Below are 18,233 nucleotides of genomic sequence, written 5' to 3' on the forward strand. Positions count from 1 at the left end.
CGCCCGAAATGCCCCAATTATTGCATTGCGAATTGGAATCGTATTGCGCCGCTTTTCGGCGCGGCGGAATGGGTTGTGAAAGAAACCATATCGCCCGCTGCGGCTTTTTTGGATCGTGAGCATAAATTAATATTCTTTTGGTTGAGAAAATGGCTACAGTGGCGACATCCCGTCCGTTCCCTCACGGGCGGCGAATTGGGCTCAACGCACCCCCGTCCTGAGCCCATCATGGCGCCAATCTGCCCCCCGGATTGGCGCCTTATCTTTTGGCGGCATCGAGACGGGCAGACCAGCGGCGCCCATCGCGTAGGCAACCACGCTTGATTATTACGCGTTGCCCGCCACAATGGACGCGTGAAGCCTATTCTGCCCCTGGTGTTGATTGCCGCCCTCGCGGCGACCGCGCACGCGGCCGTTAAAACAGCTTCCGGACATTATCTGCTTCTCCACCCGGCCGCGACGATTGAGACCGACCTCGGTGGGACATGTGTGCGGGTGAGCAACGTTTCATCGGGCCTGGTTTATTTGCCGATATCCTCTGCGGAAATCTTCAATACCGCCCTTGAGGCATTTCCCGGCGTCCTGAAAATCGAAGATTGCACCAACAAATGAGAGCAGCCGCGCGACTGCTTGTCTGCGCGCTTGCGGCGGTGCTGCTCACCGCCGCGACAGGATACCAGGTCAACCACGGCACCAACCAGGACATCACCGAGTGGAGCGTCTGCAAGAACGTCGCCAACAACAGCCCCACCGGCAAGGCGATCTTCGTCCCCACGAAGACCAGCACGGAATGGGCCGCATTCTACAACGCCTCCACGCCCGGCATCACCATCGCCAACTGCGGCTGCACCGTCACTCCCGGGTCGCAGAGCTACACCACGGCGGGCAGCTTCAGCTTCACTATTCCTTGCTACAACACCCTGACCGTACAGGTGTGGGGTGGGGGTGGGGGAGGTGCTGGAGCCACCAGTGGATCCCGCAAAGCCGGTACAACCGGCGGAGCCTCAAACTTTGATGGTGCCCTTGTTGCGAATGGTGGGGTTCATGCTCCAACGAGCGCGAGCGGAGGGGCTGGTGGCACAGCTTCCGGCGGTACGACTAACACCACGGGCGCTGCAGGTACGGCCACTGTGGGGGGCGCTGGCGCCAATGGCGGTTCTGGAGGTGGTTCCTCCGGAAACAATAAGCCTGGAAAGCCCGGATCGGCACCAGGCGGCGGCGGTAGTGGAGGTTATTTCCTGGCTGTAATGGGCGGCAGCACTGCCAGGGGCGGTGGTGGTGGCGGTGGCGGCTACACGACACGATCCTATGCATCCGGCGTCTATACCGTAGGGACGTCGGTGAACGCCACGGTGGGGGCTGGTGGCGTCGGTGGGAATTCGACCTATGACGGTGGCGCGGGCGCAGTTGGCCGCGTGACAATCACCTGGAACTGATGCGCGCCGATATCGCTCTTGCCTTTGCCGTTGGCGCGTGGTCGCTGCTGGGTCAATTCATCTTCAACCGCATCATCTTCTTCTACGTCGCCAATTCGGAATACACGGCCGCCAGCATCATCACGCTGCACCTCGCCGGGTTTTGGCTGGGTGCCACCTGGGCACGGAAGCGCCGTCTCGGCATCCGGACACTCCTCGCAGGCGCGGCCGCAATAACATTGCTGGCAGAAATCCTCGTGTGGCGCATGGGGATCGTCTGGTTCAGCCTGCCGGCGCTCATTGCGCTGACGGCCGTCGGCGGGATATCGCTTGCCACCATGAGCGGTGCCACCATCACACGACTGATGCGGAGCGCCACGAACGACCACGCGCAGCGCGTGTTCATGGCGGACACCGCCGGGTCGGTGCTCGGCGCGCTGGTGGGCGGCTTCTGGCTCATCCCGCATTTCGGCATCGCGGCGGCATTCCATGGCCTGCTGCTGGCGCAGGTGGTGGCCCTTGCGGTGATCATGAAACCGCGGCGAGTGGGGACAGCCATTGCGGCGGCGGGAATGCTGATGGTGTTGTTCCTTCAGGCAACAGGTCCCACCCTGGCGGCCAAGCCGCAAGTGATTGCCGTCGAGGGCATGCCCATCGCCGAAAGGAGCGCGGGTGAGGCGTTGGTCTACAGCCGCCGTTCGCCCTACGGGCTCATTTCCATCACCGGGAAACCGGGGCGCAACCTCGGTCTCAACATCGACAGCCGTCCGCTCTGCGTTGTGACGGACCAACCCGCCGAGAACGCCGATTCCACATCGTGGAGATTGGGGGCGATGCCCATCCGCATGATGATCCCCGCCAGCGGGCGCGCCGACCTCAACGTGGCCAACATCGGCCTGGGTTGCGGCTTGACGTTGGCCGCGATGGTGGACGCGATATCGGCCAAATCCCACATGGACCTCATCGAGATCAACCCCGAGATGCCCGCCGCGCAGAAGTCCTTTTGGCCGTTGCTGCCGACGAATCCCAGCGATCCGCGCGTGACCACCACGATCGATGACGGGTTCCGTTACTTCGCGGAACGCAATCCCACGCTGCCAAAGTACGACGCGGTGGCCATGGATGTGGCCTGGATGCAGAACATGAGCGCCACGCACCTGTTCTCGGCGGAGATGTACCTGAACATCCGCCGGAACCTCGCGGATGACGGCGTGTTGTCGGTCCGGGTCGAGGAAACCGACCCGTTCTCCAAGGTGTCGCTCATCAGCTTCCGCACGCTGGCACAGGTGTTCCCCCACGTGAACGTGAGCCTCGCGGGCGGCGTCGTGGTGTTTTACGCCTCGCCCACGCGCGGCGACCTCGCCAATTTCCTCACCGACGAGGACAACCGCTTGACGGATTGGGTGCGTGAAGCCTCGGACGGGATGCCGGTCAACCGCCTGGACGACCTCGCTATGAACCGCGCGAAGTTCACCGCGGCGGGGGGCAGCACCTGGGAGCAGTTGGAAGCCAAATATGCGGGTATGCGGAGAATGCTGAAAGGCGAATAATCATTGGTATGGCGCGCAGCAGCCATCGATCGGTCGGCTTTGGCTGAGAGGATGTCGGCGTTTTGAAAGGGGAACTTGGATGAAACGAACGCCAACCCTTGCCATCGTCAACGACGAGCGGAACATCGTCACGTCGCTGCGCATGGCGTTCGAGGCGGAAGGGTTCCGCGTTCGGGGTTATGCCGATACGGCGTCCGCCTTGCAGCTCATCAATGATCCGGCCGATTTGGCTCTGCTCGACAAGACCAATCCGCCGCTCGGAGGTATCGAGCTGTTTAAGCGGATACGGGCGCGGCACCGGATGCCCGTGATCTTCCTCTCCGCGTGGGCCGAGGAATTGGAAGAGGAATTCAAAGGAACCGCACTGCAGGCGGAGGGCTATCTCGCGACGCCTTTTTCGCAGCGCTCCGTTATCTCATGTGTTCGGGACATCCTGCGGCGGCATCCTCCAAGGCCTGCAATTGCATTGGTCTCGCCCAAAATTTAGCGCCTACTCCGGGCCGCCGCATTCGATAGCGGCCGGTCGGTCGAATTTGATCTGTGCGGTGTCACCATCAAGCCGGTCTGCGGAATTGTAAGCGACGTGCCGAGTCCGGCCAGCCGCCTCGGTGCGTGTTGCCGCTGTTTGCGGTGCGCGGCGCGCTCGTGTTTGGCGTCATTGACCGCACGGATCAGATCATCACGGTCGGCCAAGCCGAAGCCCATGAGCGCGCGCACGATATCGATGCCATCGACGCTCAAGATTGAGGGCGCGCTTGCGTGCGATCGGTGCCTGAGCAGGCGCGGATGTCCCTTCGCCGTGATGTTCAATCCGAGGCTTGAAAACGTCGCGTAGCTGTCGGCGTTGCCGACGACCAGTCCCTTGCCCTTGCGCTCAAGCGCCAATCCGTGGTCGGCGATGGCCATCACCAGATCGTCCCACGTCGACGACGGCGTGAGGTTTTCTGAAAGGGTCCGGCCAAACCCGCGCGCGCTGGCCTTGCTCCACTGCAGCCGGTTTGTCGGTGCGCCGTGCTTGGCGGCATAGGTGGCGCGGCTGTTCGGCTTCTTTGGTGTTGCGTCTGTGATGTCAGGATTGAACACATGGGCAGGCGTGTACGTGCAGCCGTACTCCTCGGACAGCAGCCGCATGATGCGATCGAAGCGGGCGAAGTCCTGGGACGTTTTCCAGGCGCGTCCGGTGTCCGGGTGCACCCGGTTCAACAGGATGTGCAGGTGGCGGTGTGGTTTGTCGCCGTGGCCCATAACGAGCGCCTGGTGTTCGGCAAGCCCGGCGAGGACGAGCGTGCGCCGGGCGACAGCCTGCATCAGTTCCGCGTCCGGCCTCTCCCGCTCGTGCCATGCGATCATGAAGTGGTAGGCGGCCCTGCGGGTGCGCTGGGAAAGCTGTGCGGTCGCCTGCATGTAGGTGGCGGCCAGGTCGGGGTCGTCGGTCGGGAGATTCTGCGAAAACGTCCAGGCCACGCGATCGGGATGCGGGGTTGAGCCGGGCTTTCCCCGGACAAGATAGCGGGCGAGGGCGTGGAAATCGTTGGAGGCCGGGGCGATCTTCGCCAGCATCGTCAGAGCGTGCGGGCCAGCGTGTTGATGGTGTCGAGGCAGCGGCGGATGTCGTCGGCCGGCACCGCCACGGTGCCGGCGTTGGCCTGGCGCGCCAGTTGGTTGAGGTTGTTGCCGACCCTCGTGAGCTGGCGGATCAGTTCGTTGGAGGGGCCGCGCGCATGTGGAAGCTCGGCACGTTGGCCTTTGCCGTGAGCGATCAGCACGGCGCGCGCCAGGCTGGAGATCGTTGCCGACCGGGAGACCGCTTCGGCGGCCAGCTGCTTGAATTCCAATTCCGAGAGGCGCGTGCGGACGAAACGGGGAAGGGGCTCTTTGTGGTCGGAGAGGCCTTTGCGGTAGCCCTTGGTCGGCATGACGTCGCTTTCCTTCAGGACGGGGCGCGCGCGGGGTCTGTGACCCTGCGAGCACGCGCTTCAGCGCGCCGCCTTTGACCCATTTTGTGGTCAAAGGCATACCTCGCCCCGTCCCTTCTATCGTTCTCTATTATACGCGCTGCATACAAGCCGGGTGCCTCCGGCGTGGTCAACCGCGATGCAAGTTCGTCACGGCGGGTGATGCGAGGGACGGCAGTGCGGGGGACTTCACGTCCCCCGCGCCCCCTGTGGGATATTTGGAGCAGGTGAGGGAATGGTTTGTATACAGAACATGCGGTGAGCATTGGGGTTCGCGGGCAGCTTGGCAATTTCTCGCACGCGAATAATGCATTGATGCCTTCATTGAGCGCTTACGCGCTCTTCTGAAGCTTATTTGAATGTCTTCCGCAGGCGATACAGACGGACTTCGAGTGCTGTAACGTCCTTCTGCACCAATTTTAGCCCCTTCCGAGCCTCCTCCAAGACAAGGAAGAGCTCATCGGCTCTCTTGAAATCGCCGCGCACGGCCGCTGCTCGGCTTAAGAGCGGGATCTCCCGGAGGTTATCTTCAAGACGCCTTTCCTTCCGGCCGAGAGCAAGGAGGCGCTGCTCCAGGAGATCCAGTTCGTCGACCATAGGGAAACTCAGTTCCCCAAGACCTTCTCGATCTTCGCCAAAATGGCGTCCAACCGCTCCTCGACGGCTCCCATATCTCGAGCAATGGCGACCAAGCTATCGTGTTGAGGAAGGGAGATACCGTAGAGAGTGTTCGGTGATCCGGCGTTGCCGTCCAGATCATCCGCCGAGTGTTCAAAATTGCGAGACATTCCCAAAGGGTGCAGTTTGAAAGTGTATACGTCAATGGTTCATCTGGTGGTCGATTTAAGATGGAAACATGACACACATCGTTTCAATCGCTTACGTTCCATGTGCTGCGCGCGCACGTTCGTGATGACGGGCAGAAATGATGAACCTATGGGCGATGGATTTCGCAAGCTGACGCCTGCTGGTACCATCACCGATGCGGTACAGCCTGGGAAGGCGATGACCGCGCAGGTGAGACGGCGTTCGCCTCTTCGACGAGTGTGGGCGCCTCTGCCAATTTCCTAGCTGCGGCGCCGAAACTCCGCAAAATCCGCGCTCGTGAAATCGGCCTGTGGCCGTCTGATGTCGGGGGATGTCGCCATGTATCCGTTCTCGGCGGCTTGCCGCTTCGGAACGGCGATGCGGCGGTAGTCGACCGGGTTTGAGGTATGGAGCGCGGCGATGCGCTCGAACGGCACGGCCCTGAGTTCGTCGGCCGGCACGCCGAGGTTGGCGGCGAGATTGAGGAGCGTATGGACAGCCCAGGCGCGTTGCTGCTCGTGCGGCATCGGGAAGCCGGTCGGCGCGACGCTCATGTGGAATGTCCATGCCATGCCGGCGGCGTCCGGCTCGATCCAGCATTCGACACTTGATTTGCCGCCGAGGTAGACCCGACGGTGGCCGCTGGCGTTGACGGTGTGCGTGACGATCATGTCCGAGCGTGGCGAGAACAGGCCGCGCCGATCAAGCCCGGTTGCTTTTGATGTGGGCAGGCTGGCGACGGTCCTGGTCGATTGCGGCAAGGGTGTGTGGCGTGGCTGCATACATGCTGTCGACGCCCTGGTGGTGCGGGGCTGTTTCTTCGGAGCCGAGCCATCGCGGGGCCTCACCCTCCGGGCGCGCCAGCGCGGCCCCGCGAGGGATCGGCGGAGGAAGGCAGTCCCGCAGGGGTGTTTCTTTGGTGGGAGCCGGAGCGGCCGCCTTCCAAGGGACGCTGGCTATATATTGAAATATATAATCTTTATTGTGCTATTCGACTGAAATGCAATTTATACGCGCTTGCCGATATGTTCGATTCTCGCTGGTCTCATGGGGGAATTGCAGCAGAATTCGGAACACCTCCTACCGCTTATATCCGCGCCATAGGCGGTAGGAACCGATATCGTGGCCTATGTATTTTATTCCGCCCATCTCACGCCGGCCGCGAAGAAGGAGCTGATATCGCGGTGCCCTTCCACGATGGCAATCACTGTCAATGCCGTGGCGCCACAACGAAAGAAAATGATGTGGTTGCCAAAGGAGTAGCTGCGGATCCCTTCGCCAAGCTCGGGGCGTGTGCGCCCCACGGGGAAGGGGAGGGATGCAAGGTGCCGGCATTTCTGCTGAAGTTTCGAGAGGTACGCCCCTGCAATGGCCGCGTCGCCGGAGGCTTGCGCCAAGAACTCGGCCAGTTCTGTTAAATCGGCGAGTGCCGCACCGGCGTAAATGAGCCGGGGCATTAGCCCTGGGTCCGCTTTGCGTCCCAAGCTTCCAGCCGTCTTTGCACAGCGGCTTCGACGTCGTCCGGGCTGTGTTCTCCCCCGAGAGCGATTGCAGCGTTGAGTTTTTCGCGAAGTTGGGCAAGCTTCGTTTCCTCCGCCAGAAGGAGGCGCAGGCCGTCCCGGACGGCTTCGCTGGCACTTGCGTAATACCCCGAGGCGACAAGGTCGCTTAGATACTCATCCCAATGTTTTCCGAGAGATAGGTTCACTCCAACAACTTTCCTTATACGGACAGTATTGGCCAATAACATGTGATGCGCAAGGGATGGCAGAACTTGACCGCAGCGACGGTCACTGAGATTTGTGGGACGCGTTTCGGCTATTTTGCACCACCGGCAACACGCGCGCGAAGCTGCCGGCACAGCCGAGGCTCAACAGGGACCCGTCGTGCGAAAGTTCACTATCCAACCAGACCGGAATCTAGCTAGCCTCGGCGTGTTCCGGCTCCGATCGGAACTGCCAATGGGGCACTACAAACATTTTCCTTAGACTGTCGTATTGCTCGGGGTCACCTTCGCTGGTGGCCCCATTCTCTTCCCGACGGATACAGAGAACCAATCATGGGCGGCAACGAAGTCCTCGTCCAGCGCGCCTCGCAAATTTCCGGCGTCACCGACCTCATCCAGAATATCGCCGGGCATCCGGTATGGACAATGTCCATACATCGCCCTATACTGTGGGTATAAGGAAAGCTAACCCCAATGGACCGCTCGGACATGAGCCGCGATGCCAAGTTTCAAATCCGCGCCCGGCCGCTCGACCTTGACGTGATTGACGCCGCTGCCGACCGGCTCGGCAAATCGCGCTCGGAGTTCGTCATGGAAACCGCCCGGCAGAGGGCCGAGGACGTCCTGCGTGATCAAAGCGTGTTCTACCTCGACGATGCGGCGTGGCGTGCCTTCGCCACTGCACTGGACAAGGCCCCGGCCGATAATCCCGGCCTCAAGAATCTGTTCGCCACGCGGCCACCCTGGGCGAAATGACGTTCACGGCGCCCGCGCTCCTATCCGCTGACCATCGCACCGATGCCTTCGATTGCGGGCAGGCAACGCTCAACACCTGGCTCAAGCGGCACGCCCTCGCAAACCAGGAACGTGGTGCCTCACGCACTTATGTCGTGTGCGCGGACGACCGCGTGGTTGCATACTACGCCATCGCTGCCGGTTCCATTGCCCACGCCGATGCCATCGGCGGCGTCAGGCGCAACATGCCCGAACCGGTTCCGGTCGCCCTTCTCGGCCGCCTTGCCGTGGACGCTTCTGTTCAGGGACAAGGGATCGGCAAGCATCTGCTGCAAGATGCGGTAATCAGGGTTGCCCAAGCGTCCGACGTCATCGGTATGCGCGCCATTGTCGTCGATGCGCTCGATGTGCAGGCCAAAATCTTCTACGAGCAATATGGGTTCGTCTCCTCGCCCATCTCACCCTTCAAGCTGATGGTGACGATTGAGGCCGTGCTGCGCCAACTCCCGTTCAAGACCATCGGGCAATAGCCTGCCGCCTTGTTCTTATCGCCTGGCAGCTGCTCAATCCGGGCGAGCCCGGACAGTGCACTCGAAGGAAGCGGACAGCAAGACGCGCATTACCTGGAAGGATATCCACGGCATCGGCAACATCCTTCGTCACGACTATCAGAAAATCCAACATCACATCCTTTGGCAGACGGCGCAGAAGGAACGACCTGGGCTGCGCAAAGCCATGCTTGCTATCAAGAAGGTTCATCGACTGGATCAGGCCAAAGCGGGGCTGCGCAATAAGGAGCGTCAAATAGATTGCGCGGTTGCCACAACCCTGGTTGCGATCTGTAGGGTGGTTTCGGCTGGCTATTGACGCCCGATTCACTCTGCGTAAGTCTAACTTATCGCGCTAGAGAGCCGCGTCGCGGCGTTATCAGTGTTACGCATAATGATCGTTATGTTAAATGGATGCATCATTTGTACAAAACGCCAAACCGGTACTTCCGGCGCCTAAGGTCAAATGCGGCTTCGCCGCCTTCCATCACCGTGGTAATCGCTTCGCGTACTGTCGGCGTTTCAATCGCACCATCAGTGTCAATCTGAATGCGTGGTTGAACGCTACCTCCAGCAGTCTGCGGCTCCGCACTTCGAAGTGCGATTATCTTGTCCGCATCGCCATTAACGACAACATTCGGGTTATGGGTAGTGAAAATTAGTTGTCGATCAGATTTAGAACTTCGGATCAAATCGACAATTTTCATGATGACTCGATTGTCTAGGTCATCTTCCGGCTGATCAATAATCAAGGTACCGGCGCTTTGCTTTAAAAGTAATTCCAATAGGGCTGACGCCTGCTGACCCGGGGAAGCCTTTGCAAAAGGAATATCCCTACCCTCGTCGACGTAGGTAAGAATGATAGCGTCCTTAGGGGCAGACGCCAGAACGGCCCCAACCGTCGCATCACTGAGGTTCTGAAATATTTTTTTTGACTGATTATCCGTAAGCTGCCCGCCGCCAAAGAACAGCGCCTTGATCTTAGCGGCGACATCCTCTCCCGGATCGGGCGGGGCACCTAAAGAAATTTTCATTTCATAGATTGTCACCAGCTCTGAGCAAATACCCGACCAAGCATTTGGATCGGCTTTCAATGCCGTTTGGACCCAGTCGGCAATCCTTTGATCGGCATCTCGCACCGCAGACCCTTCGCAAAGTGCCCTCAGAGACGAGATATATTCCGCCGGAGAAGCATCCTGCTTAAGGCGGGCCTTGAGAAGATTGCTAGATCGACCTGCAACTTTTGCCGCCGCTTGTTTCAATACCTCACGGCGTTCATCTAACAGATTAAATAAATTCTTCGACGCCTGCTCAAGCGTTGCGACGGCCGACGAACGGTCGCGGAGCGTTGCGGCCGCTGATGACGCCAGCGCTTCTGAAACTTGCAGTTCATTCGCCAGACGTGTGTTATCGTCAATCGCCGCCTTGTGAGCCGTTTGCAGTGCCAAAGCCGCGGTCAAGCTTTCCTTAAAAGTTTGGTCTTTTGTTGAGAATGAGCTTAGCAGTTCTTGCCGCTTTTGCTCGACAGCCTCCAATTGATTTACGGCTGATTCTAGTTGCGCCGAAATATTCTTCTGAGCCTCAGAAATAGTCGCCTGCATGGCCGCGACTTCATCGAAGGATAAAATTGTTTCTAACTGTTGAAAGTCGGTCTTGAGTATCTGAGAAGCGAGAGGGCTTAGCTTCGCGATATCAGATTTCACAAGTTCACCCACTTGCTTGAGGTAAGTGTGGGCCCTTTGATACGTAGGGGCTTGGTTTATAATTTCCAGGTGTTCCTGTGAGACGCCTTCGGCTGACAATCTCTCAGAAAGCGACGCGAGGCGAAGGCGCAGGTCTGAAGCTTTTGCCGTTGTTTGAGTTGCCTCTAGTCGAGCCTGCCAAAATGCAGCAACTTGCTGCAACGCTGTTGTCAATTCTCTCTTCGCGTTGTTCAGGTCGTATTCGATGCGCCTTTGCGTTACGAGTTCTTCGGCCGCTGCAATCCCAGTTATCTGATCCGCAGCGGTGCGCAGATCGCTCATCGTTGTGGACAAGCCCTTTTGGCGAAACGCGCGCGCACGAAATCGCTCTCTAGCAACCTTTAAAGTAATGTCAGTTACGACGTTGTTGCGATCGGTAACCTCGATACTGTCTCGGCCGACCAGCGTTCTCCGCCACTTTTCCTGCACACCTTCGCGTTCGAGCTCAAGTTCTACATATCCATCTTGAAGTGTATCGTTGAGAAGATCGGCCTCGCGTTCTCGAGGGCTTTCGACTTCGTCTTCAATATCGCCCTCGCCTCGTCCTAGACCAAACCGTAGATATTCGAGCAGCGCACTTTTGCCCGAACCCCTTCCGCCAATAAGTGCTGTAAATCCCTCATTTAACGTAAACCGGACAGCCTCAGAACCGGTCAGTGTCGATTTTACGGTAATGGAGATAAGACGCTCCGAGGGCACCATTGGCTTAGTAAAAGCGATGCGTGCTTCGTCTGCTAAGAATGCTTGCCTTAAGGCTTCAATGGAATTCTCGCCGAGTTTGATCCAGCAATCATGCTTTCCAAGGCGATCCCAACTAGCGCTTCGATTATCCCCGGTTGCCAGAATGGCGCGCCGCCGTGTTCCCCACTCTTCAATTTTGCCTTGCACCTTGCTGAGGGTGGCTTCGTCAAGATCGGATATCGGTCGCTCGATATAGACTGCATCACAATCAAGAGCTGCGAATCTTGGATGGTGTCCTTTTTGATTGAGGCTCTTGTGTGCGTCATCTGAGCTAAAGTGAGGTAGTAGAACGCAAGCATCTCTGAGAGAGGGATCGTTTGCGACTTCGCGAAATATCTCAGAGACGGTTTTGGTAACTGGGATAATTGTGCATGTCTTTGAATCGTTGTGATTTGACGGGACGACTCCGCCGGCCTTTGCAAGAATCGCCTTCTGCTGATCAATCGTTGTGGATGGGTCGAACACCGCTAAGCACTGTGCGTTATCAGAGCACGTGATTTCCATGCCCGCGAGCACAAAGAGATTATTGTTCGCTTGGCTAGCAGCCTCGATAACATATTGAGGCATGCAGACATCGTGGTGGTCAGTAACGGCGATTGCACCTAGGCCGGCTGCTACTGCAGCCTCCACGAGTTTATTTGCCCAATCCTTTCTGGCTTCTTCGTATTCGGGAGTGCCTCCAGGTAAGGAGAGGCTACCCTGCCAGCCAAGGTCTCTCGGAGAATGACATTGGAAATCGCATTTGCGCCAGGTCGTCCCAGGATGCTCCCCTTTCTTGTATGCCATCATGACTTCCTAAAGGAACGGACTTTTGTTGGCTTTGCTGGTTTAACATATTGCGCCCGTTCCAGCATTCTCTCGGCCGGTTCGTCATCCGGGTCTTGCGGTACAAGCTCTCCGCGAAACGCTTTAGCCAGGATGGCTTGATCGAGCTTAGGCAGGAGGTGTTCGGAGCGAGCGTGCTCGGTGGCAATTTTGTCGAGCCACGTAAACGCAAACTCGATAAGCCGGACAATTTCCGTCTGCTCGTCAATTGTCGGAAATGGGACCTGAAAGTCCCTCAGCTCTCCAAGTGGGATAGTTAGCTGAGCCGTGCCCGTCGCGATTGCTAGGCCTTGTTCGCGAACTTGTGGCGAGGCAAGTAGGTAGTTCAGATAGAGAGCGGACGTTTTTTCAGCATTAGGCTTCAAAATGGCAATGTGGCGCTGAAAGACAAATTTTGCGTCAGTGTGAACTATCGCAGGAATACCTATGGAACCTGTGACAGAGAAAAGGAGATCTCCGCGAGCTGGACGTCGCATGGGCCTCAGTTCGTCATAGTACTTCTCTGGGACAAAGCGCGTCGACTTCGTGAGATCCAGCTTGCCGTCATTCATTGCAGAAATTGTGATAAACGGAACGCCTGATGCGACTTTCGGCGGAGCTTGGTGATCTCCATCAGTTATCGAATAGCACAGCTCTGAAAGGTTGACAGAAACAGGTGAGGCAATGCTGCGCTCCCGTCGCCACTCCGCTGTCAGCTCGCCAGAGTAGGCCTTCGCAAGGATGGCCTGCTTGTAGCGCGCGATGAGCGCAGGGATGCGGTCGAGTTCGTGTCGGGCGCGGGATGAGCGGGCTGTGAGGGTGTCGAGCTTGGCGACGATGCGATCTTGTTCCTCGCGCGGAGCAACCGGCACGATGAGACCAGCAAGTTTACTGGCATTGACGCCAGGCTGTGCGCTTCCGGACTTACTCTCTTCAATCTGCTGCCAGTAGCCGGGACTATTGAGGTAATGTTTCAGCCATTTCGGATTCAGCGCTGATAGGCCTCGGACTCGAACCAAGTACGATGCAAACACTGCTTGACCTGGCAGATGAGAGATTTGAAAGCTTTTGCCCGTGGTGGCACCGGTTCGTGCCACTACAATGTCGCCTTCCGCAAGTGCAAACCGGTCGACGTCGGCACATACACATCTTGGAACGTTCGACCAGTTGACCAGACCACCTTGGATGTCAGTTATCCTAAGAAAAAGAGGCCCTCTCGCTGTTGCATCGGATGAGGCAGTGAAGCCATAGTCTGGCGGCAAGCTAATTTGGTCTAAACGAGGTGCGGACCAATTTTCCGGAAGCCCAGTCATTCCGCGGCCTCCTTTGTGGCAAGCGCTGAATTCTCTTCGCTTTCCAACTCCTCACTTAGCGCCTCAATCCCCCCAAGCGCCGCCCTCAAGTGCCCAATGATGGCCGCAGCAATATCCTCCGGGTCGGTCAGTCCGTCCTCTGCCGCGTCCTCATCAGTCTTGAGCCAAGAAATATCGAGATTGTCATTCCGCTTCGTGATGGCATCGCGGGTAAAGCACCGGAACCGCCCCTCCTCCCCTTCATCCCTGCGCTTGGACTTCCCAAAAAGATCGCTGCCAAAAGCCTTCTCAAACGCGGCAAAGTCCTCAACCTTCAGCGGCCGCGTCTTCCCAAACGCATCCATGTTGGCGCGCAGGTCGTAAACCCACACCGCCTTGGTATTCCCCTCGTCCGTTTTCCCACGCGTGAAGAAGAGCACATTGGTTTTCACGCCCTGCGCATAGAAGATGCCCGTCGGCAGCCGCAGGATCGTATGCAGGTCACACATGTTCATCAGCCAGGTGCGCAGCCGGGCTCCCACACCGTCCGCGAACAGCACGTTATCCGGCACGACTACAGCCGCACGGGCACCGGGCTTCAGCGCGCGCACGACATGTTCAACGAACGGCAACGGCCCAACGCGTTCATCGGCGGTAATCGAGAAGTCCGCGCGTGAGACGGATTGCGGCATCTTGTTGAAGGGTGGATTGGTAAGGACGAGGTCGGCCTTCCCCAACGCCTCGCCATCGCTCGACAGGCTGTCGATATCCCCCACCGAGCTTTCGATTCCGTGCAGCTGGAGATTCATAAGACAAAGGCGACGCGTCTCAGGAACATATTCGGCCCCGGCGAACGCCTGGCACCGTTGAAAGTGAGCCTGTTCCGAAGTGAGCTTGAACAGCTCATCCGTCTTGCTCTTGATGTAACGGTCAGCCGCGATGAGAAAGCCACCCGTCCCGCACGCCGGGTCTTGAATGACCTCTCCTGGCTGCGGCTTCACCAAGCGCACGATACAATCAATGAGCGGCCTCGGCGTGAAATACTGCCCAGCCTTTGATTTCTTTTCGCTCGTGGTTTTTTCAAGCAAGCCTTCGTAAAGATTGCCGAGGCCATCGTCCCGCGCCGAAAACCAATCGAGCTCGTCAAGCGTCGTGGTGAGAAGCTTCAGATCGGTGGGTTTGCGCAATGCCGTCTGCGCGTCGGTGAAGATGGCGCTGACCAGAGGATCCTTAGCGATCTTGCTGTTGCCCAGGTCCAGCAACAGCTTGCGATAGAAGTCGAGCTGCTCCACGCCGCCCTTGCTCACGAGATCGGCCCAGCGATAGCCCTTGGGCAAGCGCTCCTCATGCTTGGTCTCTTCCAGCATCTTGAGGAACAGCAGGTAGGTGAGCTCGGTGATGTAGCCCTGATAGGAGACGCCTGCACCCTGGAGGGCCTTCGAGAGATTCCAGAGCTTGGCGACAATCGAGGAGGTGGTGGTCATGCGGCTCAACTCGCCTGCTTCCATAGTTCATCGTTGATCTGCGAGAGAATCCCCGCGAGTTCCCCGCCGAACTGCTTGTTCAAGCGGTTGAAGCCACCATGTTGAGCGAAGGGGTCGGCGTCTAGTGCCTGACGGTCGACCACAATCTCCTTTTGCATTTGTTCCCCAATTCGCTGCAGCCATTGCCGCTGCGGGTCGGTCCAGGGCTTGGATTTGAGGATGGTGGAAAGGGCGCGCTTCACCCGCTCATCATAGGGGAGCAACGGCTCCTTGAGAGCGGCCTGCCGCACAAAGCCGATGATGGACGCGGCAATATCCTCGTTCTTGGCCTGCAGCCACGCCTGGCGAAGATTGGCATCGTTGAAGTCATGCTTCGCGAGTTCGAGCCGCAGTTCCTTGAGCTGCTGGCGCGTGAGCTCGCGCGGCCGTGTCACCACGACATTGAGCGCGACGATCTTGTTGAGGTTTTCCCGAACGAAGGCCTCGAAACTTCCCAAATAGTCTTCCGGCCGACTTTGCCCGGCCCCATATCCCCGCGTCACTTCCTTGATTTCATCGCCGTGCTTGGAAATCGGCAGCACCCGACCCCCACCCTCGGGACTCCAGTCGAGGATCTTTCCCAGATGCGGCTTGCCCTTCACCCATCCGGCCAAGACTGCCGGATCGCCTTCCAGGAAGCGTTTTAAAGTGGTTTCCGGACTCTCTCCAGCCTCGGCCTCATATTTCTGGCGAGACTCATCTGAAAGCCGTTTCAGACGCCGTCGCAGCTTCACCGCCAACTGTTCGCGAATGACCTCGCGGTGTTCCGGCTTCCCGGCCTTGACCAGTTCCTCGAACAACTGCGCGAACGTGATCGTCGGATTAACGACCACCGGCTTCATCGCCGTGACCTGCTCCAAGTTCTTGTAGAGGTCCACCGCGTCGAAGATGCGGAACACGTCCTTGCTCTTGCCCGGTCCGTAAAGATCCGCGCACAACCGCGTCGCCCGACCAAGCATCTGCTCATAAAGGATGCGGCTGTTCACGCGGCGCAGGAACACGAGATCGGTGATGCTCGGCACATCCACACCGGTCGTCAGCAAATCGACAGTTACGGCAATGCGCGGATTGCTGTCATTGCGGTAACTGCGGATGAGATCCTGGACGCGGTCAACACTACCGGTGATCTTGCGGATCGCCGCATCCGAGATCGGAATGCCCGCCTTCTCGTAGGCCTTCTTCAATTCGGCGACCACGATGTCGGCATGACCATCGGTGGCGGCGAAGATCAGCGTCTTCCCCGGAAAACTCGGATCAATGTGCTTCACCAACTCTTCGCACACGACCTGGTTGAAGGGTTGGGTGATGACCTGCTTGTTGAAATGCTCGACATCAAATTTCAGCTCATCGGGCGCACTCGCCAAATCAATCTGACCGGTCGCTGTGTTGAATAGCTCCAGCTGGTCGCCAGCCTTGAAAACGATGCCCTTGTCGCTCAGCTGGGTTTTGATTTGGTAAGGCGGCTCATGGTCGACGAGATACCCATCAATGACGGCCTCGCGATACGAGTAGGTGAAGATGGGATCGCCGAAGATCTGCGACGTATGGAGCGCCGGCGTCGCCGTCAGGCCAATTTTCACCGCATCGAAGTGTTCAAGCACCCGTCGGTATTTGGAGATGTAGTCATCCTCATTGCGGAACTCGAGCTCCTGCTCGGATAGCTCGCGGTCCAGCGTGTAGCCACGATGGCATTCATCGACGAGCATCAAATCATATTGGTCAATCGGCGGGACATCCTTGGGATCGCTCGCATAGAGCAACCGCTTCACCAGACCCTGGATGGTGCAGATGTGAACTTGCGTCTCGGCATCGGGCAAAACATCCTCGAGGCCTTTCAGCCCATAAATCGACGCAAAGGCTTTCCCGCTCACAACTTTCGTTGTGGTGAATTCCGCCTCGGTCTGATTGCCGAGCGCGCTCCGGTCAACGACAAAGCAAATGCGCCGGAACCGCTTGGCCGCAAGCAAGCGGTAAAGCAGCGCAATGGCCAGCTTGGTCTTGCCCGTGCCCGTTGCCATGGCGGCGAGCAACTGCCGACGGCCTGCTCCAATCCCCTTCTCCAGCGCCTCGATGGCTTTCTGCTGGTACGGCCGCAGCGGAAACCCGAAATTGAAGGGTTCCGACTTCAAACGCTCATCGGCGGCCGCGCGATCGAGCTCGAATTCAGCCTTCAGGCCATCCGGCGTGTACCAATCCGGCAAAGCCCGCCCGAGATTGGTGGGCTTGCGCGCATCGCGGAACCAGATGCCGCTTTCCGTCTCGATTTGCTTGAGATAGGGCCGGCCATTCGTCGCGAACAGGAACGGCACCTTGAATTCATCCCAAGGCCCACCAGCCATGACAACATCATCGGCGCCCTTGAAGCCTTTGGAGTAGCGTTCCGCCTGGCCCAACGCGGCCGAGACGTTCTTCCGCTGCCGCTTGGCCTCGACAACCGCCAGCAGCGTCGTTCCTACAAACAACGCATAGTCGGCGGGCCCGGTCGCGGTCGGCCATTCCGCGATCGCCATGTTGCGTCCTTTTGCCGGCCGGGCGCCGGACGCATAGGTGAGACGCCCCGTGTCGACCTCCCATCCGCGCGCCCGAAGCTGGGCATCCACAAGCCGGCGGGTGTCGGCCTCGTCGAGCGAAATCCCGCGCGCCGCCTTCTGCCCTTCCTCCACGAGCGCGGAAATCTCCGCCGGCGGCGCGGCAACAGCCTTCGCCTGCACGGCCGCCAACTCCGCCTTCACCGCTGCGGCGGCCGTGTCCGCCTCAAGCGCAAGATTTTCCCAGACCGCGCGTTCTTCCGCATCCCGTGCCGCGCGCTGCTCCGCGCTTTCGCGCGACCTGGCCTCAGCCTCGCGCGCCGCCTCAGCAAGCTGCGCCCGCGTGAGCGCCTTGTCCCGCTCGGCACGAAGCGCCGCGAGCTCATCGTGCAAGGTCTTCGTTGCAGCGGCCGGATCGGGTGGCGGCTGGAAAGGCCCAGGGTTGAATGACGGATTGCGTGAAACCGTCCTGTGAAACCAAATGCCCAACTGCCGCGCGAGCTTCAGCGCCGTGAGCGCCTCGCCGTGCGTACCCGTGTAGTCATGGGTTGCGGTGTTTCCTGCCTTGCGCAGGAAATGAAAGACATCGAGCACCTCGCGCTGCAGACCCGCCTCAAGTTTGAGGCGGCGCAGGAGGTCGGCTTGAGACTCGTCTGGCGCAACCAGCAGACCGAAGTGCGCGGCGGCACTCTTGGCGAGCAGCTCCGAATACTGCCGGAGCTTGGTCAGCGAGGTCGAAGGATCATCAGCAAAATAGCGTTCCGCCAAAGCGCCAAGCCGCACGAGCTGGGCATCGTGCGGCTGCAAGAATGCGAAATTGGTCGAGACTGTCCCCGTCATAATGAAGTCGAACTATCTCACATCTTT

Annotated in this window: 17 protein-coding genes; 7 read left to right on the forward strand and 10 right to left on the reverse strand. The window is 58.8% G+C overall.

Going from position 1 to position 18,233, the window contains the following annotated elements:
* Positions 1–354: 354 nt before the first annotated feature.
* The 4 genes from RLW55_RS05980 to RLW55_RS05995 all read left to right on the forward strand — a co-directional run bounded on the left by RLW55_RS05980 (position 355) and on the right by RLW55_RS05995 (position 3,452).
* On the forward strand, positions 355–612 hold the full coding sequence (locus RLW55_RS05980; protein WP_423415861.1) for a hypothetical protein: 258 nt from the start codon (positions 355–357) through the stop codon (positions 610–612).
* Positions 597–1,436: a hypothetical protein gene (locus RLW55_RS05985; RefSeq protein ID WP_423415862.1), complete on the forward strand. Its 840-nt coding sequence runs from the start codon at positions 597–599 to the stop codon at positions 1,434–1,436. Before RLW55_RS05980 ends, RLW55_RS05985 begins: the two co-directional genes overlap by 16 nt.
* On the forward strand, positions 1,436–2,965 hold the full coding sequence (locus RLW55_RS05990; protein ID WP_423415863.1) for a hypothetical protein: 1,530 nt from the start codon (positions 1,436–1,438) through the stop codon (positions 2,963–2,965). Before RLW55_RS05985 ends, RLW55_RS05990 begins: the two co-directional genes overlap by 1 nt.
* A 79-nt stretch (positions 2,966–3,044) precedes the next feature.
* On the forward strand, positions 3,045–3,452 hold the full coding sequence (locus tag RLW55_RS05995) for a response regulator (protein WP_423415864.1): 408 nt from the start codon (positions 3,045–3,047) through the stop codon (positions 3,450–3,452).
* Here the strand turns inward: RLW55_RS05995 and RLW55_RS06000 are convergent.
* The 6 genes from RLW55_RS06000 to RLW55_RS06025 form a co-directional block, all read right to left on the reverse strand.
* A complete protein-coding gene (locus RLW55_RS06000) occupies positions 3,449–4,525 on the reverse strand; it encodes a relaxase/mobilization nuclease domain-containing protein (RefSeq protein WP_423415865.1) in 1,077 nt (358 codons plus the stop codon). The two genes, RLW55_RS05995 and RLW55_RS06000, sit on opposite strands and share 4 nt — an antisense overlap.
* Before the next feature lie 2 nt (positions 4,526–4,527).
* Positions 4,528–4,881, reverse strand: coding sequence for a MobC family plasmid mobilization relaxosome protein (locus RLW55_RS06005; RefSeq protein WP_423415866.1), 354 nt, complete (start codon positions 4,879–4,881; stop codon positions 4,528–4,530).
* A 390-nt stretch (positions 4,882–5,271) separates the two neighbouring features.
* Positions 5,272–5,517, reverse strand: coding sequence for a hypothetical protein (locus RLW55_RS06010; RefSeq protein WP_423415867.1), 246 nt, complete (start codon positions 5,515–5,517; stop codon positions 5,272–5,274).
* A 470-nt stretch (positions 5,518–5,987) separates the two neighbouring features.
* The gene (locus RLW55_RS06015; RefSeq protein WP_423415868.1) at positions 5,988–6,509 is read right to left on the reverse strand and encodes a hypothetical protein; all 522 of its coding nucleotides are present in this window, start codon (positions 6,507–6,509) and stop codon (positions 5,988–5,990) included.
* Positions 6,510–6,863: 354 nt separating this feature from the next.
* On the reverse strand, positions 6,864–7,184 hold the full coding sequence (locus RLW55_RS06020) for a type II toxin-antitoxin system RelE/ParE family toxin (protein WP_423415869.1): 321 nt from the start codon (positions 7,182–7,184) through the stop codon (positions 6,864–6,866).
* Positions 7,184–7,435: a type II toxin-antitoxin system ParD family antitoxin gene (locus RLW55_RS06025; protein WP_423415870.1), complete on the reverse strand. Its 252-nt coding sequence runs from the start codon at positions 7,433–7,435 to the stop codon at positions 7,184–7,186. The genes RLW55_RS06020 and RLW55_RS06025 overlap by 1 nt, the downstream gene beginning before the upstream one ends.
* A gap of 492 nt (positions 7,436–7,927) precedes the next feature.
* Between RLW55_RS06025 and RLW55_RS06030 the strand changes: the two genes are divergently transcribed.
* The 3 genes from RLW55_RS06030 to RLW55_RS06040 are packed head-to-tail and all read left to right on the forward strand — an operon-like array spanning position 7,928 to position 9,055.
* Positions 7,928–8,209 (forward strand): DUF1778 domain-containing protein, encoded by a 282-nt coding sequence (locus RLW55_RS06030; RefSeq protein ID WP_423415871.1) that lies wholly within the window; start codon positions 7,928–7,930, stop codon positions 8,207–8,209.
* On the forward strand, positions 8,206–8,718 hold the full coding sequence (locus RLW55_RS06035) for a GNAT family N-acetyltransferase (protein WP_423415872.1): 513 nt from the start codon (positions 8,206–8,208) through the stop codon (positions 8,716–8,718). The genes RLW55_RS06030 and RLW55_RS06035 overlap by 4 nt, the downstream gene beginning before the upstream one ends.
* A gap of 55 nt (positions 8,719–8,773) precedes the next feature.
* On the forward strand, positions 8,774–9,055 hold the full coding sequence (locus RLW55_RS06040; RefSeq protein ID WP_423415873.1) for a HepT-like ribonuclease domain-containing protein: 282 nt from the start codon (positions 8,774–8,776) through the stop codon (positions 9,053–9,055).
* A 100-nt stretch (positions 9,056–9,155) separates the two neighbouring features.
* Here the strand turns inward: RLW55_RS06040 and RLW55_RS06045 are convergent, their stop codons facing one another.
* Genes RLW55_RS06045 through hsdR form a run of 4 tightly spaced genes read right to left on the reverse strand, consistent with a single transcriptional unit; the run spans position 9,156 to position 18,206 of the window.
* The gene (locus tag RLW55_RS06045; RefSeq protein ID WP_423416384.1) at positions 9,156–12,005 is read right to left on the reverse strand and encodes a TrlF family AAA-like ATPase; all 2,850 of its coding nucleotides are present in this window, start codon (positions 12,003–12,005) and stop codon (positions 9,156–9,158) included.
* Positions 12,005–13,336: a restriction endonuclease subunit S gene (locus RLW55_RS06050; protein WP_423415874.1), complete on the reverse strand. Its 1,332-nt coding sequence runs from the start codon at positions 13,334–13,336 to the stop codon at positions 12,005–12,007. Before RLW55_RS06050 ends, RLW55_RS06045 begins: the two co-directional genes overlap by 1 nt.
* Complete coding sequence (locus RLW55_RS06055; protein WP_423415875.1) at positions 13,333–14,799, reverse strand: N-6 DNA methylase; 1,467 nt, start codon at positions 14,797–14,799, stop codon at positions 13,333–13,335. The genes RLW55_RS06050 and RLW55_RS06055 overlap by 4 nt, the downstream gene beginning before the upstream one ends.
* A gap of 5 nt (positions 14,800–14,804) precedes the next feature.
* Complete coding sequence (gene hsdR, locus RLW55_RS06060; protein ID WP_423415876.1) at positions 14,805–18,206, reverse strand: type I restriction-modification system endonuclease; 3,402 nt, start codon at positions 18,204–18,206, stop codon at positions 14,805–14,807.
* Positions 18,207–18,233 lie beyond the last annotated feature (27 nt).

Origin of the sequence: Hyphomicrobium sp. B1 (genome assembly GCF_049532635.1) — a bacterium.
Taxonomy (GTDB): Bacteria; Pseudomonadota; Alphaproteobacteria; order Rhizobiales; family Hyphomicrobiaceae; genus Hyphomicrobium_B.

Excerpts from the sequence above, each read along its gene's own strand:
- RLW55_RS05990 (WP_423415863.1), top strand. The coding sequence starts at position 1,436 with ATGCGCGCCGATATCGCTCTTGCCTTTGCCGTTGGCGCGTGGTCGCTG.
- RLW55_RS05995 (WP_423415864.1), top strand. The coding sequence starts at position 3,045 with ATGAAACGAACGCCAACCCTTGCCATCGTCAACGACGAGCGGAACATC.
- RLW55_RS06000 (WP_423415865.1), bottom strand. The coding sequence starts at position 4,525 with ATGCTGGCGAAGATCGCCCCGGCCTCCAACGATTTCCACGCCCTCGCC.
- RLW55_RS06005 (WP_423415866.1), bottom strand. The coding sequence starts at position 4,881 with ATGCCGACCAAGGGCTACCGCAAAGGCCTCTCCGACCACAAAGAGCCC.
- RLW55_RS06010 (WP_423415867.1), bottom strand. The coding sequence starts at position 5,517 with ATGGTCGACGAACTGGATCTCCTGGAGCAGCGCCTCCTTGCTCTCGGC.
- RLW55_RS06015 (WP_423415868.1), bottom strand. The coding sequence starts at position 6,509 with ATGCAGCCACGCCACACACCCTTGCCGCAATCGACCAGGACCGTCGCC.
- RLW55_RS06020 (WP_423415869.1), bottom strand. The coding sequence starts at position 7,184 with ATGCCCCGGCTCATTTACGCCGGTGCGGCACTCGCCGATTTAACAGAA.
- RLW55_RS06030 (WP_423415871.1), top strand. The coding sequence starts at position 7,928 with ATGGACCGCTCGGACATGAGCCGCGATGCCAAGTTTCAAATCCGCGCC.
- RLW55_RS06035 (WP_423415872.1), top strand. The coding sequence starts at position 8,206 with ATGACGTTCACGGCGCCCGCGCTCCTATCCGCTGACCATCGCACCGAT.
- RLW55_RS06045 (WP_423416384.1), bottom strand. The coding sequence starts at position 12,005 with ATGGCATACAAGAAAGGGGAGCATCCTGGGACGACCTGGCGCAAATGC.
- RLW55_RS06050 (WP_423415874.1), bottom strand. The coding sequence starts at position 13,336 with ATGACTGGGCTTCCGGAAAATTGGTCCGCACCTCGTTTAGACCAAATT.
- RLW55_RS06055 (WP_423415875.1), bottom strand. The coding sequence starts at position 14,799 with ATGACCACCACCTCCTCGATTGTCGCCAAGCTCTGGAATCTCTCGAAG.
- hsdR (WP_423415876.1), bottom strand. The coding sequence starts at position 18,206 with ATGACGGGGACAGTCTCGACCAATTTCGCATTCTTGCAGCCGCACGAT.